Origin of the sequence: Sinorhizobium psoraleae (assembly GCF_013283645.1) — a bacterium.
Classification (GTDB): Bacteria; Pseudomonadota; Alphaproteobacteria; order Rhizobiales; family Rhizobiaceae; genus Sinorhizobium; species Sinorhizobium psoraleae.
The window spans coordinates 1,111,303-1,124,194 of the sequence record NZ_JABEKV010000002.1 but is presented as its reverse complement, the minus strand read 5'-3'; the positions used below and the strand labels follow the sequence as shown (position 1 = coordinate 1,124,194).

At 62.6% G+C, this 12,892-nt stretch carries 15 protein-coding genes; 8 read left to right on the top strand and 7 right to left on the bottom strand.

Annotated features, from left to right (window positions below; translation table 11 throughout):
- The first annotated feature begins 113 nt into the window (after positions 1-113).
- The 5 genes from ILFOPFJJ_RS14025 (at position 114) to ILFOPFJJ_RS14005 (ending at position 4,020) form a co-directional block, all read left to right on the top strand.
- Positions 114-488 (top strand): YciI family protein, encoded by a 375-nt coding sequence (locus ILFOPFJJ_RS14025; protein ID WP_173511136.1) that lies wholly within the window; start codon positions 114-116, stop codon positions 486-488.
- A complete protein-coding gene (locus ILFOPFJJ_RS14020) occupies positions 485-1,759 on the top strand; it encodes an RNA polymerase sigma factor (protein WP_173511135.1) in 1,275 nt (424 codons plus the stop codon). The genes ILFOPFJJ_RS14025 and ILFOPFJJ_RS14020 overlap by 4 nt, the downstream gene beginning before the upstream one ends.
- Before the next feature lie 75 nt (positions 1,760-1,834).
- Complete coding sequence (locus ILFOPFJJ_RS14015) at positions 1,835-2,317, top strand: SRPBCC family protein (protein ID WP_173511134.1); 483 nt, start codon at positions 1,835-1,837, stop codon at positions 2,315-2,317.
- A gap of 52 nt (positions 2,318-2,369) precedes the next feature.
- Positions 2,370-3,233 (top strand): nuclear transport factor 2 family protein, encoded by an 864-nt coding sequence (locus tag ILFOPFJJ_RS14010; RefSeq protein WP_173511133.1) that lies wholly within the window; start codon positions 2,370-2,372, stop codon positions 3,231-3,233.
- 172 nt (positions 3,234-3,405) lie between these two features.
- The gene (locus ILFOPFJJ_RS14005; RefSeq protein ID WP_173511132.1) at positions 3,406-4,020 is read left to right on the top strand and encodes a glutathione S-transferase family protein; all 615 of its coding nucleotides are present in this window, start codon (positions 3,406-3,408) and stop codon (positions 4,018-4,020) included.
- 28 nt (positions 4,021-4,048) lie between these two features.
- Here the strand turns inward: ILFOPFJJ_RS14005 and hemW are convergent, their stop codons facing one another.
- From hemW to rph, 4 genes are read right to left on the bottom strand one after another with little or no spacing between them, the layout of a single operon-like run.
- Entirely contained in the window at positions 4,049-5,230 is a 1,182-nt protein-coding gene (hemW, locus tag ILFOPFJJ_RS14000; protein ID WP_173511131.1) for a radical SAM family heme chaperone HemW, read from the bottom strand.
- A 12-nt stretch (positions 5,231-5,242) separates the two neighbouring features.
- Positions 5,243-5,887, bottom strand: a complete 645-nt coding sequence (gene rdgB / locus ILFOPFJJ_RS13995) for an RdgB/HAM1 family non-canonical purine NTP pyrophosphatase (RefSeq protein ID WP_173511130.1) — start codon at positions 5,885-5,887, stop codon at positions 5,243-5,245.
- A gap of 35 nt (positions 5,888-5,922) precedes the next feature.
- Positions 5,923-6,342 carry a VOC family protein gene (locus ILFOPFJJ_RS13990; RefSeq protein ID WP_173511129.1) on the bottom strand — a complete coding sequence of 140 codons (420 nt, stop codon included), beginning with the start codon at positions 6,340-6,342 and terminating at the stop codon, positions 5,923-5,925.
- A gap of 15 nt (positions 6,343-6,357) precedes the next feature.
- Positions 6,358-7,077 carry a ribonuclease PH gene (rph, locus tag ILFOPFJJ_RS13985; RefSeq protein WP_173511128.1) on the bottom strand — a complete coding sequence of 240 codons (720 nt, stop codon included), beginning with the start codon at positions 7,075-7,077 and terminating at the stop codon, positions 6,358-6,360.
- 157 nt (positions 7,078-7,234) lie between these two features.
- Here rph and hrcA point away from each other — a divergent pair, with 157 nt between their 5' ends.
- Positions 7,235-8,314 carry a heat-inducible transcriptional repressor HrcA gene (hrcA, locus tag ILFOPFJJ_RS13980; protein WP_173511127.1) on the top strand — a complete coding sequence of 360 codons (1,080 nt, stop codon included), beginning with the start codon at positions 7,235-7,237 and terminating at the stop codon, positions 8,312-8,314.
- A gap of 152 nt (positions 8,315-8,466) precedes the next feature.
- A complete protein-coding gene (grpE, locus tag ILFOPFJJ_RS13975) occupies positions 8,467-9,093 on the top strand; it encodes a nucleotide exchange factor GrpE (RefSeq protein WP_173511126.1) in 627 nt (208 codons plus the stop codon).
- A gap of 279 nt (positions 9,094-9,372) precedes the next feature.
- On the opposite strand, the gene ILFOPFJJ_RS13970 is transcribed toward grpE, so the two are convergent.
- Entirely contained in the window at positions 9,373-10,608 is a 1,236-nt protein-coding gene (locus tag ILFOPFJJ_RS13970; RefSeq protein ID WP_173511125.1) for a D-arabinono-1,4-lactone oxidase, read from the bottom strand.
- Between the two features lie 15 nt (positions 10,609-10,623).
- Positions 10,624-11,391, bottom strand: a complete 768-nt coding sequence (locus ILFOPFJJ_RS13965) for an SDR family NAD(P)-dependent oxidoreductase (protein ID WP_173511124.1) — start codon at positions 11,389-11,391, stop codon at positions 10,624-10,626.
- Positions 11,392-11,533: 142 nt separating this feature from the next.
- Between ILFOPFJJ_RS13965 and ILFOPFJJ_RS13960 the strand changes: the two genes are divergently transcribed.
- The gene (locus tag ILFOPFJJ_RS13960; protein ID WP_173511123.1) at positions 11,534-12,343 is read left to right on the top strand and encodes a helix-turn-helix transcriptional regulator; all 810 of its coding nucleotides are present in this window, start codon (positions 11,534-11,536) and stop codon (positions 12,341-12,343) included.
- An 11-nt stretch (positions 12,344-12,354) separates the two neighbouring features.
- Here the strand turns inward: ILFOPFJJ_RS13960 and ptsN are convergent, their stop codons facing one another.
- Entirely contained in the window at positions 12,355-12,819 is a 465-nt protein-coding gene (gene ptsN / locus ILFOPFJJ_RS13955; RefSeq protein WP_173511122.1) for a PTS IIA-like nitrogen regulatory protein PtsN, read from the bottom strand.
- Positions 12,820-12,892 lie beyond the last annotated feature (73 nt).

Sequence of the window (12,892 nt, the reverse complement as noted above, 5' to 3'; positions counted from 1 at the left end):
CGCGATACCGGCAGGAGCCTGCCCCCACAGCGGATACTTGCGTGTTTTTTTCGCCCCGCTTGTCGGCTATCTCTAGCGTCGTTCGTCTTGAGATCAGAGCGGGAGAGTTCTCGATGCTTTACGCGGTGTTTTGCTACAATTCGGAAGATGTTACCGGGACCTGGACCAAGGAGCAGGACGGCAAGGTCATGCGCGACATGGCCGCCGTCGAGAAGAAATATGCGGAGGCCGGCAAGCTTGGCCCGGTCGCCCGTCTCCTGCCGACGACCGCGGCGACGACGCTGCGCCACGGCGGCGGCGAACCGATCGTGATCGACGGTCCTTTTGCCGAGACGAAGGAACAACTGCTCGGGTTCTTCATCGTCGACTGCGCCTCGCTGGAGGAGGCCATCGCCTTTTCGCGCGAACTCGGCGAGGTCAATCCCAGCCCCGGCGCCTATGAGATCCGTCCCCTCGCCATCTACAAGCCAAGTGAGCTTCCCTCATGACAGACACCGCCTGGATCGATCTCGCTCTGGTTTCCGCCCGGCCGCAGGCGATGGGTGCACTTCTGCGCTATTTCCGCAACCTCGACATGGCCGAGGAAGCCTTCCAGGAGGCCTGTATCCGGGCATTGAAAGCCTGGCCGAGAAGCGGCCCGCCGCGGGATCCCGCCGCCTGGCTGATCTTCGTCGGCCGCAACAGCGGCATCGACAAGGTGCGGCGGCAGGCGCGCGAGACGGCGCTGCCCCCGGAGGAATTGCTTTCCGATCTGGAAGACCGGGAGGATGAACTCGCCGACCGCCTCGACGGGTCGCATTATCGCGACGACATCCTGCGGCTGCTCTTCGTCTGCAGCAATCCGGCCCTGCCGGCGACCCAGCAGATCGCGCTGGCGCTCCGGGTCGTCTCCGGCCTCTCGGTCAAGCAGATCGCGCGTGCCTTCCTCGTCAGCGAAGCGGCAATGGAGCAGCGCATTACCCGAGCCAAGGCGCGTGTCGCTGCAGCGGGCATTCCCTTCGAGACGCCAGATGCCGCCGATCGCGCGGAACGGCTCGCAGCCGTCGCGACAATGATCTATCTCGTCTTCAACGAGGGCTATTCGGCGATGAATGGTCCGGAGGGCGTGTCCGCCGATCTATGCGACGAGGCCATCCGGCTCTCCCGGCTCCTCCTCAGACTGTTTCCGGGCGAACCGGAAATCATGGGGCTGACAGCGCTGCTTCTTCTCCAGCATTCGCGCGCCAGGGCGCGCTTCGATGCAGAGGGCGCCATCGTTCTGCTCGAGGACCAGGACCGCCGCCTGTGGAACAGGGAAATGATCACCGAGGCGCTCGCGATGATCGACAAGGCCATGCGCCACCGGCGTCCCGGTCCCTACCAGGTTCAGGCGGCAATCGCGGCGCTGCACGCCCGCGCCGCGCGTCCCGAACTGACCGACTGGGAGGAAATCGACCTGCTCTATCAGACGCTCGAACGTCTGCAACCGTCGCCCGTGGTCACTCTCAACCGTGCCGTTGCAGTGTCGAAGCGCGAGGGGCCCGAAGCAGCGCTGGCGCTTGTGGAGCCCCTTGGCGACAGGCTCGCCGGCTATTTCTACTATCACGGCTTGCGCGGGGGCCTGCTCAAGCAGATGGGTCGCGCGGGCGAGGCGCGCATTGCGTTCGACCGCGCCATTGCGCTTGCGACCAACGGCGCAGAGGCCGCCTATATCCGTATGCAGCTCGACCATCTTGCTGCGGAAACGGCCTCCTCCGCGCTCGTCGAAGAAAAACAATAAATTATCGGCTGCCGCTGTCGGAACCTGATTTCTCCGTTCGTCCTTGGACTGAAACCACCACGGAGGAATTTGGAAATGACAGGAACGACCGACATGAAGCCCACCGACGACCGCGAACTGGTGCTGACCCGGCTGATCGATGCGCCACGCGAAAAAGTCTACCGTGCCTGGACCGAGGCCGATCTCTTGAAACAGTGGTTCGCGCCTCTGCCGTGGACGACGCCGAATGCCGAGCTCGACGTCAGGCCCGGGGGCTCAAACCGCATCGTCATGCGCTCGCCGGAAGGCCAGGATTTTCCGAATTTCGGCGTCTATCTGGAAGTCGTGCCGAATGAGAAGCTCGTCGTCACCGACGCTTTTACCGAAGCCTGGAAACCCTCCGAGAAGCCGTTCATGACAGTCATCCTGACCTTCGAGGATGAAGGCGGCAAGACCCGTTACACCGCTAGGGTCCGCCATTGGACCACTGCCGACCGGGAGGCTCACGAGAAAATGGGCTTTCACCAGGGATGGGGTCAATGCGCCGATCAGCTTGCCACCCTCACGGCGAAGCTCTGACTGTTACCTGAGGCAATTCCGGCCGCTTTTCGCACCGAAAAGGAGATGAACAATGTCTGTCAACGAGAACAGAACTGCCGCCATCGCCGAGATTCGCTCGGTGATCGAGGATTGGGCAAGCGCCATGCGCGAGAAAGACGCGGGTCGCGTGCTTGCCCACGGCACAGAAGATTGCCTCGTCTATTCGCTGGCGCCGCCGCTGAAGGAAACGGCGGCGGGGGCCGAGGGCCTCGAACAGTGGTTCTCGACTTGGAAGGGGCCGCTCGGCTACCGGTTTCAGGAGCTGGAGATCTCGGCAGGCGGCGACGTGGCTTTCGCGACGGCGCTCACCCATCTCTCCGGCGAGAAATTGGACGGCGAAAAGGCGGCGCTATGGTTTCGCCAGACGCTGGGTTTGAGACGTACGGAGAGGGGATGGAAGATCGCGCACCAGCACGAGTCCGTGCCCTTCTACATGGACGGAAGCCTCAAGGCCGCAATCGATCTCGAACCGACGTCGGAGGTCGATTGGCAGGCGCCGTCGCCCCCGCCGATGGCCGGCGTCATCGCCTATCTCGGCGTTCAGGACGCGAATGCGACGGCGGAATTCTACGGCCGTGCCTTCGGTGCCAAGGAGGTGGATCGCAAATACGCCGAGGACGGCAAACGCCTCATCCACTGCCATCTGACGATCAACGGCGGTGCACTGATGCTGAGCGATCCGTTCCCGGAATACGGTTGCCCCTGGAAGCCGCAGGACGGCGTCGTTCTGCATCTCGTCGTCGATGATGCGGATTTCTGGTGGAAGCGTGCCGTCGCTGCGGGTGCGGAGGTGACGATGCCGTTGGCGGTGGCCTTCTGGGGCGACTATTACGGCCAGCTCCGCGATCCGTTCGGCGTCCTTTGGGCGATCGTTGCTCCGGTTAAAAAGAACTGAACGCACCGCTGCCTGACGCTTCATGTCCGGCGACCGGGGCAGGTTGCGGGGTCGGGGGTGATCCTGGCCTCGCACGAAACAAACTTGCACAGCGGCCGCCGGAACAGAGCGCAATTCTCACAGTCCATGCACTATCCTTGCGGGCAAGTTCACGAACCCACCGCGAGGTAACATGATCCTCTACTACCAAACCCATTCTCCCTTCGCCCGAAAGGCGCTCGTCTTCGCCCACGAAGCCGGAATCGCGGACCGGCTGGAAGTCATTCATCACGAAACCAGCCCGACGCAACGCAATGAGCGAGTCTACGCCGAGAACCCGCTCGGAAAGGTTCCCGTATTGCTTCGCGCAGACTACCCGGCGATCTTCGATTCTGACGTGATATGCGCCTATCTGGACACGCTTCACGGCGGCAGGAGGCTCATTCCGGAAGGAGGCGAGGCCCGCTGGCAGGCCCTGGTTCTGCAGTCGGTCGCGCAGGGGCTGGCTCAGACGGGGATCAGTCTCCGTTGGGAGACTGTCCGACGGCCGGAGCAGTTGCGCTACGCGGCACTTCGTGATGGTTATGCCGAGAAAATCGAGGCGACCTATGATTGGCTGGAAACCACGCTGGACGCGATGGCCCCGCTCCACGTCGGCCACATCGCACTGGCGACGGCTCTTTCCTGGATGGAGTTCCGCAACTTGCCGTCGTTTCGCGCGCGACCGCAAATAACACGATGGTTCGACGAATTCGAGCAAAGGCCTTCGATGTTGGCGACGCCGCTCTTCGGCGAAACGCATGATTGACCGCGGCCGGATTTCGGGATCGGTCGTTTCAGCAGGCGAGGTCGGCAACCACCGCGTCGAGGATCAGCATGCCGGCCGGCGTGCAGCGCAGCCGTGAATTGCCGAGCCGTTCGATGAAGCCGTGATCGATCAGGAACTGTTCACGGTCCGGATCGGGGTCGCGGCCGGAAAGGCTCTGCCAGCGCGCCAGGTCGACGCCTTCCTTGAGCCGGAGGCCCATCAGCAGGAGTTCGTCGGCCTGAGCTTCCTGATCGAGCAACTCGCGTTCGATCATGCCGTGGCCATGCTGTTCGACCAGGCGAAGCCATTCTTCGGGCTTGCGTTCCGTCGCGGTCGCGACCTTGGCGCCGTCGATCGTCAGGCGCCCATGCGCGCCGGGGCCGATGCCCGCATAGTCGCCGTAACGCCAATAGGTGAGATTATGCCGGCTCTCGGCGCCGGGCCGTGCATGATTGGACACTTCATAGGCCGGCATGCCGATCGATGCCGTGATCTCCTGCGTCGCCTCGTAGAGCACCGCGGACTGCTCGCCGTCGGGCACGACAAGTTTGCCGGCCTTGTGCAGCCCGTAGAAGGGCGTGCCTTCCTCGATCGTCAACTGGTAGAGCGAGAGATGATCGACTGCGTAGGAGACGGCCTCCTTCAGCTCGCGCTCCCAGTCCTCGACGGTCTGGTTCGGACGGGCATAGATCAAGTCGAAGGACATGCGCGGGAAGATCTCGCGCGCCAGCCGGATCGCCTTTAGCGCATCCTCGACATTGTGCAGCCGCCCCAGGAATTTCAGGTCACGGTCGTTGAGTGCCTGGACGCCGAGCGAGACGCGGTTAACGCCGGCAGCACGATAGCCATGGAAGCGCGTCGCCTCGACGCTCGACGGATTGGCCTCCATGGTGATCTCAATGCCATCAGGGACGTGCCACTGATTGGCAATCCCGTTCAGGATGGCTTCGACCGTCGCCGGATCCATTAGCGACGGCGTGCCGCCGCCCATGAAAATGCTGGTGACCGTTCGCGGGCCAGAGAGCTCGCGGGCCTCGGCCATTTCCCGGAGGAAGGCAGCGACGAAGCGCGGCTGGTCCACGGGCTGATGGCGGACATGGCTGTTGAAGTCGCAATAGGGGCATTTGGCCGCGCAAAACGGCCAGTGCACATAAACCCCGAAGCCGGGGTCCATGCCGTCACCGATCGCCGATAGCGGGGTCAAACGCATTGTCTTCGTCTTTCAGGCGCCGAGGCAGGTTTCGGCGAACAGCTTGAAGGCGCGGGCGCGGTGTGAAAGAGCCTGGCTGTCGCCGGGCTTCCAGCCGTGCTTCTCTTCCGCGCTCATCTCGCCAAAGGTGGTGTCGTAGCCCTTCGGTTGAAAGACCGGGTCATAGCCGAAACCGCTCGTTCCACGCGGCGGCCAGACGACTCGGCCTTCGACCTCGCCTCGAAAGAGCTCGACATGGCCGTCCGGCCAGGCAAGGCAGAGCACGGAGACGAAGCGGGCGGTTCGGCTCTCGGGCGTCACCGCGCCCTTCTCCTTGAGCGCCTTTTCCACCTTTTCCATCGCCATGGCAAAGTCGCGGCTGCCGTCTTCGCGCTCGGCCCAGTTCGCCGTGTAGACGCCCGGGGCGCCATCGAGGGCATCGATCACGAGACCGGAATCGTCCGAAAGCGCCGGCAGGCCGGAGGCTCTGGCGGAGGCGAGCGCCTTGATCGTTGCGTTTTCCTCGAACGTCGTGCCGGTTTCCTCCGGCTCGACGAAATTGAGATCGGCGGCCGACTTCGCCTCGAAGCCGAGCGGGCCGATCAGGTCGCGGATTTCGCGGATCTTGCCGGCATTGTGGCTCGCGACGACGAGCGTCTTGTCATCCAGTTTGCGCATTCTGCTCTGTTCCGTTCAGGCGGCTGCAGCCGCGTTCAATCGATCGCCCAAAGGCCGGGCTCGGCGCATTCCAGGCTGTTGCCGGCCGGATCGCGGAAGTAGAAGGAGCGGGCGCCGTTTGGCCAGCGGATATCCGCTTCGATCGGTACGCCCGCGGCTTCGAGCTTCTCCTCCCAGGCGTCGAGTGCCTGCGCGGCGACCCGGAAGCACATGTGCCCCTTGCCCGTCGTGCCGTGCGGCGGCACGGGGAGCGCTGCCCCGGCCGGTGGCGGCTTTATTGTCTCGGCCGGGTTAAAGATCAGGAGTATGCCGGCGCCGCAGCGGAAGAACACGTGCCGATTGCCGGCGCGGGTGATCTGCTGCAAGCCGAGCAACTCGCCATAGAAGGCCTCGGCGCGATCGAGATCCTCCGCGTAAAGCGCAGTTTCGAGAATGCCTTCCAGCGCCGGGGTCAAATCTCGTCCTTTCGATCAGCCGGCGATTGCCTGCTTCTGCAGTGCAATGAGTTCGGCAATGCCGTTCTTGGCAAGTGTCATCAGGCTTGCGAATTCTTCTTCCGTGAAGGGCTTGCCTTCGGCCGTTCCCTGGATCTCGACGAGGCCGCCATTGCCGGTCATGACGAAATTGGCGTCGGTCTCGGCGGCGGAGTCTTCGAGATAGTCGAGATCGATCACCGCCTGATTGGCGAAGATGCCGCAGGAAATGGCAGCGACATGATCCTTGAGCACGCGTTCGACCTTGACCATGTTGCGCGCCTCCATCCACTTCAGACAGTCGTAGAGTGCGATCCAGGCGCCGGTGATCGAGGCCGTGCGGGTGCCGCCGTCCGCCTGGATGACGTCACAATCGATCGAGATCTGGCGTTCGCCGAGCGCCGGCAGATCGACGACAGCGCGGAGCGACCGTCCGATCAGCCGCTGGATTTCCTGTGTGCGGCCGCTCTGCTTGCCGCTCGCCGCCTCACGCTTCATCCGCTCGCCGGTTGCACGCGGCAGCATGCCGTATTCCGCGGTGACCCATCCTTTGCCGCCATTGCGCAACCAGGCGGGGACCTTCTCTTCGAGGCTTGCCGTGCACAGCACATGCGTGTCGCCGAAGCGCACGAGGCATGAACCTTCTGCATGCTTGGAAAAGTGGCGCTCGAAGGAAACCTTGCGCATTTGGTCGGTTTTTCTGCCGGATGGCCGCATCGTCATCTCCTATCTTGTCTGTTGAGCCTTCTAGAGCATGGCGAACGCAAAGGGAACCGGCTGATATCGGCTGGGGGGATCGATTTTTCCCTTTTGCTATCTCCGGCTCGGACCACTATATTTCAGCAGGATACGAACGATTGTTGCACGGAGTGACATGGTACTGCGCAATTCCGGAGCGAAGGAGATCGCGGCGGCGCTGGATGAGCGTTCCGGTGAAATCTTTCGCCGCATTGTGGAGACCTACCTCGAGAGCGGCGAGCCGCTCGGTTCGCGCAATCTTTCGCGGCTCCTGCCGATGTCGCTCTCGCCCGCTTCCGTGCGCAATGTCATGAGCGATCTCGAACATCTCGGCCTCATCTATTCGCCCCATGTCAGCGCGGGCCGTCTGCCGACCCAGACCGGTTTGCGCTTCTTCGTCGACGCTTTCATGCAGGTCGGCAACCTTTCGGCGGAGGAGCGTGCCTCGATCGAACGCCAGTTCCGCCGCGGCGATCGGGATCAGCCGGTGGAGAGCCTGCTCACCGAGGCGAGCCAGATGCTTTCGGGCATGTCCCGCGGTGCGGGTCTCGTCATCACCACCAAGAGTGATCCGGTGCTGAAGCACGTCGAGTTCATCCGCCTGGCGCCGACCAAGGCGCTTGCCGTCCTCGTCGGCGAACATGACCAGGTCGAGAACCGCATCATCGAGCTCCCGGCGGGGGTCACGAGCGCGCAACTGACCGAGGCCGCCAATTTCTTGAATGCGCATCTTGGCGGGCAAACCATTGCCGAGGTGCGCGCGCAACTGCAGAAGCTCAAAGCGACCGTGCGCGGCGAACTCGATGTCCTGTCGCAGGATCTCGTCGAACGCGGGCTGGCGATCTGGTCCGGCAGCGAAGGTGATGAAAAGCCGACGCGCCTTATCGTTCGCGGTCGCGCCAACCTGCTCGAGGGGCTGGAAGGGGGCGAGGACATCGACCGCCTTCGCATGCTTTTCGATGACCTCGAAAAGAAGGACAGCCTGATCGAGCTTCTCGACCTCGCCGAAAGCGGCCCCGGTGTGCGCATTTTCATCGGGTCGGAAAACAAACTCTTTTCGCTCTCCGGCTCGTCGCTGATCGTCGCACCCTATCGCGATGGGGATGATCGCATCGTCGGCGCGGTCGGTGTTATTGGCCCGACTCGGCTCAACTATTCACGCATCGTCCCGATGGTCGATTACACCGCGCAGCTGATGTCGCGCCTGTCGCGTTGAGGCGGCAATTCCGGGCTAGCGGCATTCCACCCTTGATTTTTCGACGTCAAACCTCGATATCGGCTTCAAATCCAGACAACACCAGGTCGAGCGAGGCGATTTGCTTTTGCTTGGCGATGCCGAAGATACAGAAAGACATTCCGGAGAACGTCATGACCGACGACACGAACAAACACGGACCCGAGGCGACTGCGGCAGAAGAACCTGTAAAAACCGCTGCGCCCGAGGCTGCGGAAGGACAGGAGGTCGAGGCTCCTGCGGCCGCGCCGGATCCGCTGGAGCTCGCCAGAGCGGAGAATGCTGAATTGCGCGACAAATATCTGCGCCTCGCGGCCGAGATGGACAATCTGCGTCGACGCACCGAACGTGACGTCAAGGATGCCAAGGCCTATTCGGTCGCCGGTTTCGCGCGCGACATGCTGGCCGTGTCCGACAACCTGCGCCGCGCCCTCGAGGCTATCCCGCCCGAGGCGAAAGAAGCCGGCGAGGCGGGTTTCAACGCCCTGATCGAAGGCGTGGAGATGACCGAGCGCTCGATGCTTGCAGCTCTGGAACGTCATGGTGTGAAGAAGCTCGAGCCGGTCGGTCAGAAGTTCGATCCGAATTTCCATCAGGCAATGTTCGAAGTTCCGAATGCCGACGTACCGAACAACACGGTCGTCCAGGTCATTCAGGCCGGCTACGTCATCGGCGAGCGCGTGCTGCGTCCGGCGATGGTCGGCGTTTCCAAGGGCGGTCCCAAGGCTGCCGCGACCGAAAACGGAACGCCGTCGGCCTGACGTCGCCCCTCCCAGCGCCGTGCATTCGCTGAGAGCGCTTGCAGCGGATTTGGGACCAGCACCCAACAAAGACTTGAATGCGTAAAAGGGCGACGGGACTGCCCCTCACCCTAGCCCTCTCCCCGCAGGCGGGGAGAGGGGACTTAAGAGCGTGCGGCATCGTCCCTTCGCCCCGCTTGCGGGGAGAAGGTGCCGGTAGGCGGATGAGGGGCCGCGCGGAGATCCTTGTTTTTATACATGTCGTTGACCCAAATTGCCGCACGCCTTTGACCGATCGGCTCAGGCAAAGAGCTGCCGGAGGTGATCGTTGAGGAAGCGGCCTTCGGGATCGACCCGGGCCCGGAGCGCCCGAAAGTCGCCGGCGCGCGGATAGAGCGCCGTCACATCCTCGGCGCCGAGGAAGTGCAGTTTGCCCCAATGCGGGCGCGAGCCGTACTGGCGAAGGATCGTGTCGACGTCCTTCAGGTATTCCCAGTAGTCGGTGCCGGGTTCACCCGAGACCGACAGCGTGATCGAATCCTGCTCATAGAACGGGCTGATCCAGCCGGAATCGCCTGCCGTGAAGCGATACTCGATCGGATAGATGCAGGTCGGATGCTTTTCGAGCATCAGCTTGCGCACCGCCCGAACGGCATCCTTGCCTTGGGCGACCGGGACCGCATATTCGAGTTCGTGAAAGTTGGGTACGTATTCGATCGGGTAGATCTCCGACGAATAGGCAATCTTCTCGAATGCCTGCTCCATCGGCGGACGGTCGGTGATGTCGATCACCTTCATCTCGCAGACATCGGAGGTCTTGCCGGTCGTCGACACCGACGACGTGTCCGGTAGGCAGTAGCAATGTCGGCTTTCGGGCACAGGGCACCAGAAGAAACCGAAATGGCGGTGCTTGGCGGCGAGTTCGTCGTGCTGCTCCATGCATTCGTCGAAGTCGCAGCGCCATAGTTTTTCATGGAGATTGTAGGCGTCCATGGCCTGCAGGGTGATCTCCGAGATCACCCCAAGCATGCCGACGGAGACGCGCGCCGCTTCCAACAGGTCCGGTGTACTCTCGTCGACGACGAGAATGCTGCCGTCGGGCTGGACGAGGCGCATGCCGACGATCTGCGAGGCCATGTTGCCGAGCTTGGCGCCGGTGCCATGCGTCCCAGTCGTCAGCGCACCGGCAAGGGCCTGGCTGTCGATGTCGCCCTGGTTGATGAGTGAAAGCCCGCTCGATTTCAGTACCTTGCCAAGCTGGTTGATCGTCGTTCCCGCTCTGACGGCGACGCGCTTGCGCTCTTGGTCGATGCCGACGACGCCCTGCATGCCGGAGAGCGTGAGCAGCAGTCCGCTCGTCGCGACCACCGGCGTGAACGAATGGCCCGATCCGGCGCAACGTACATTGAGACCAAGGACCGTTGCCTCCCGGACCATCTCGGAGAGCGCGGCTTCGCTTTCCGGCGCACCCTTGTGGCGCACGATGCATGATTGGTTTCCGACCCAGTTGCGCCAGTGGCCGCCCGTCTGCAGCATTCCTTGTCTCCCCTCTCAGACTGCCGTAAAGCAATTGTCGACGAACAGATGCGTGCCGTTGACGAAGCTTGCCTCGTCGCTTGCCAGGAACAGCGCGGCATTGGCGACCTCCATCGGGTCGCACATCCGTCCCTGCTGGGCGGCGATCGCCGCCTCGGAGACGTCGACGCCGTATTTGCTCAGACCCGCGATCTCGCGCTTGCCATGGTCGGTCGCGATGAAGCCGGGGCAGACGGCGTTGCAGCGGATGCCCCGGTCGCGGAATTCGACAGCGATCGCGCGGGCAAACATGTGGCAAGCCCCCTTGGTGGTATCATAAAGCACCTCCATGGGCGTCGCGGCGACGGCGGAAATGGACGAGGTGCAGATGATGCTGCCGCCGCCTGCCTTGAGCATCCCGGGGAGTACCGCCTTGGTCATCAGGAACATGCTGCGCACATTCACCGCCATCAGCCGATCCCACTCCTCCTCTTCCGTTTCAAGGAATGGGCCAACCGCAAGAATGCCGGCATGGTTGAAGAGCACTGTGATCGGGCCGAAGGCGGTCTCGACGGCATTGACCGCAGCGCTCACCTCGGCGGACACCGAAACGTCGGCGGCGGCGAAGATGGCCTCGCCGCCCTCGGCACGAATGGCGGCCGCAACCTCTTGGCCCTTGCTCTTCGGCAGGTCGACGATGCCGACCTTGGCGCCCTCGCGGGCAAAGAGCTGTGAGGCTGCCAATCCGCATCCGCCGGCGCCGCCGCTGATGAGCGCAACCTTCCCAGAAAGCCTGCCTGTCATCACGCTTCCCCTTCCGCCCGCCTGAGGCCAAAAAGCCCACTGCATGCAGCAGGCGATTATCGCATGTTTCGGGAATTATTGTTGACGAAGCAGGGGCTGTCGATATCCCATGGGGGATACGGCGAAGGGGAACGCTCACGCGATGCTTGCAAGGGAATCGGCAGACATTTCCGCGATGATCAAGTTTATCGGCACGCCGGATTTCGGCGCCTCGCTCGACGCCATGCTGCGCGCGATTGCCCCCTTCGACCTGTCGGTCGTTTTTGCCTTTCCATACGACACACGCCCGATCCTGCTCTACGATGGCTACACGCATGGCGTCTCGCCGCGAGCGTTGAAGGCCTATCTTGGCGGCGCCTATCTGCTCGACCCGTTCTACGTCGCCTGCAACAACGGCCAGCCGGCAGGTTTGTGGCGGATGAGGGAGCTCGCGCCCGACCGGTTCTTCCAGTCGAACTTTTCATCGTCGAGCGAGGTCCATCCCTGCGTGTCGATGGAGTCCGGATCCCTGATCGAGGAGGTGGGCTTCGTCGTCCCGCTCGAGGAGGCAATGCGGGCGACCTATTCGCTGATGCGCTGCCGCGATGGTGCACCGTTCAGCGACCAGGAACTGGAGCGGCTGCGGCTCTACGAACCGATCGTGCGCGAGGCGATCCGGTCCAACTGGCGCCAAAGGGATATGGCGGCCGCGATCGCGAACGGACACGGACCGGATGTCCTGGAGGGTGCTTTCGAGAGTCTCTGCGCCGACCGGCTTACCAAGCAGCAGCGCGCGATCGTCCGGCTGATCCTGCGTGGCCACAGCAATCGTTCGATCGGCACGGCGATGAATATCGCCGAAGGCACGGTTCGTATCCACCGCAAGAACATCTATCGTCGTCTCGGCATTTCGGGCCAAGGCGCTTTGTTCCGGATTTTCATCGATCATTTGAACCGCCGTCAGCCTTATTGACGGCGGCCATTTCATGCCGCGTGCGAAGTCGTGTCGTCGTTGAGCAGCGTGTAGATCGCACTGGCGGAATCGCTCGCCCTGATCTTCGCGACCATGTCGTGGTCACGCAGAACGCGGGCAATGCGCGACAGAGCCTTCAGATGATCGGCACCGGCGCCTTCGGGTGCCAGCAGCAGGAAGACAAGGTCGACCGGCTGGTCGTCAAGCGCCTCGAAGTCGACGGGCGTATCCAGTCGCGCGAAGATCCCGATGATCGAAGAAAGATTGTTGAGCTTTCCATGAGGAATGGCGATGCCGTTGCCGACCCCGGTGGAGCCGAGCCGTTCCCGCTGCAGAATGACATCGAAGATGTCGCGCTCCGGAAGTCCGGTGAGTTTGGATGCTTTTGCCGCCAATTCCTGAAGGAGTTGTTTTTTCGAGTTGGCCCTCATGGCCGGGATAATTGCATTTTGATGCAGCAAACCTGCCAATGCCATTCTTTTGTCCTCGTTCGCCGGTTAGAGCCTGACAACATCATCACAAATGTGTCTTGATGGCTCTACCCATCTT

Coding starts and splice junctions, on each gene's coding strand:
- ptsN (WP_173511122.1), bottom strand. CDS start 12,819: ATGGCATTGGCAGGTTTGCTGCATCAAAATGCAATTATCCCGGCCATG.
- ILFOPFJJ_RS14025 (WP_173511136.1), top strand. CDS start 114: ATGCTTTACGCGGTGTTTTGCTACAATTCGGAAGATGTTACCGGGACC.
- ILFOPFJJ_RS13960 (WP_173511123.1), top strand. CDS start 11,534: ATGCTTGCAAGGGAATCGGCAGACATTTCCGCGATGATCAAGTTTATC.
- grpE (WP_173511126.1), top strand. CDS start 8,467: ATGACCGACGACACGAACAAACACGGACCCGAGGCGACTGCGGCAGAA.
- rph (WP_173511128.1), bottom strand. CDS start 7,077: ATGCGGCCATCCGGCAGAAAAACCGACCAAATGCGCAAGGTTTCCTTC.
- ILFOPFJJ_RS14010 (WP_173511133.1), top strand. CDS start 2,370: ATGTCTGTCAACGAGAACAGAACTGCCGCCATCGCCGAGATTCGCTCG.
- ILFOPFJJ_RS14015 (WP_173511134.1), top strand. CDS start 1,835: ATGACAGGAACGACCGACATGAAGCCCACCGACGACCGCGAACTGGTG.
- hrcA (WP_173511127.1), top strand. CDS start 7,235: ATGGTACTGCGCAATTCCGGAGCGAAGGAGATCGCGGCGGCGCTGGAT.
- ILFOPFJJ_RS13970 (WP_173511125.1), bottom strand. CDS start 10,608: ATGCTGCAGACGGGCGGCCACTGGCGCAACTGGGTCGGAAACCAATCA.
- rdgB (WP_173511130.1), bottom strand. CDS start 5,887: ATGCGCAAACTGGATGACAAGACGCTCGTCGTCGCGAGCCACAATGCC.
- hemW (WP_173511131.1), bottom strand. CDS start 5,230: ATGCGTTTGACCCCGCTATCGGCGATCGGTGACGGCATGGACCCCGGC.
- ILFOPFJJ_RS13965 (WP_173511124.1), bottom strand. CDS start 11,391: ATGACAGGCAGGCTTTCTGGGAAGGTTGCGCTCATCAGCGGCGGCGCC.
- ILFOPFJJ_RS14005 (WP_173511132.1), top strand. CDS start 3,406: ATGATCCTCTACTACCAAACCCATTCTCCCTTCGCCCGAAAGGCGCTC.
- ILFOPFJJ_RS14020 (WP_173511135.1), top strand. CDS start 485: ATGACAGACACCGCCTGGATCGATCTCGCTCTGGTTTCCGCCCGGCCG.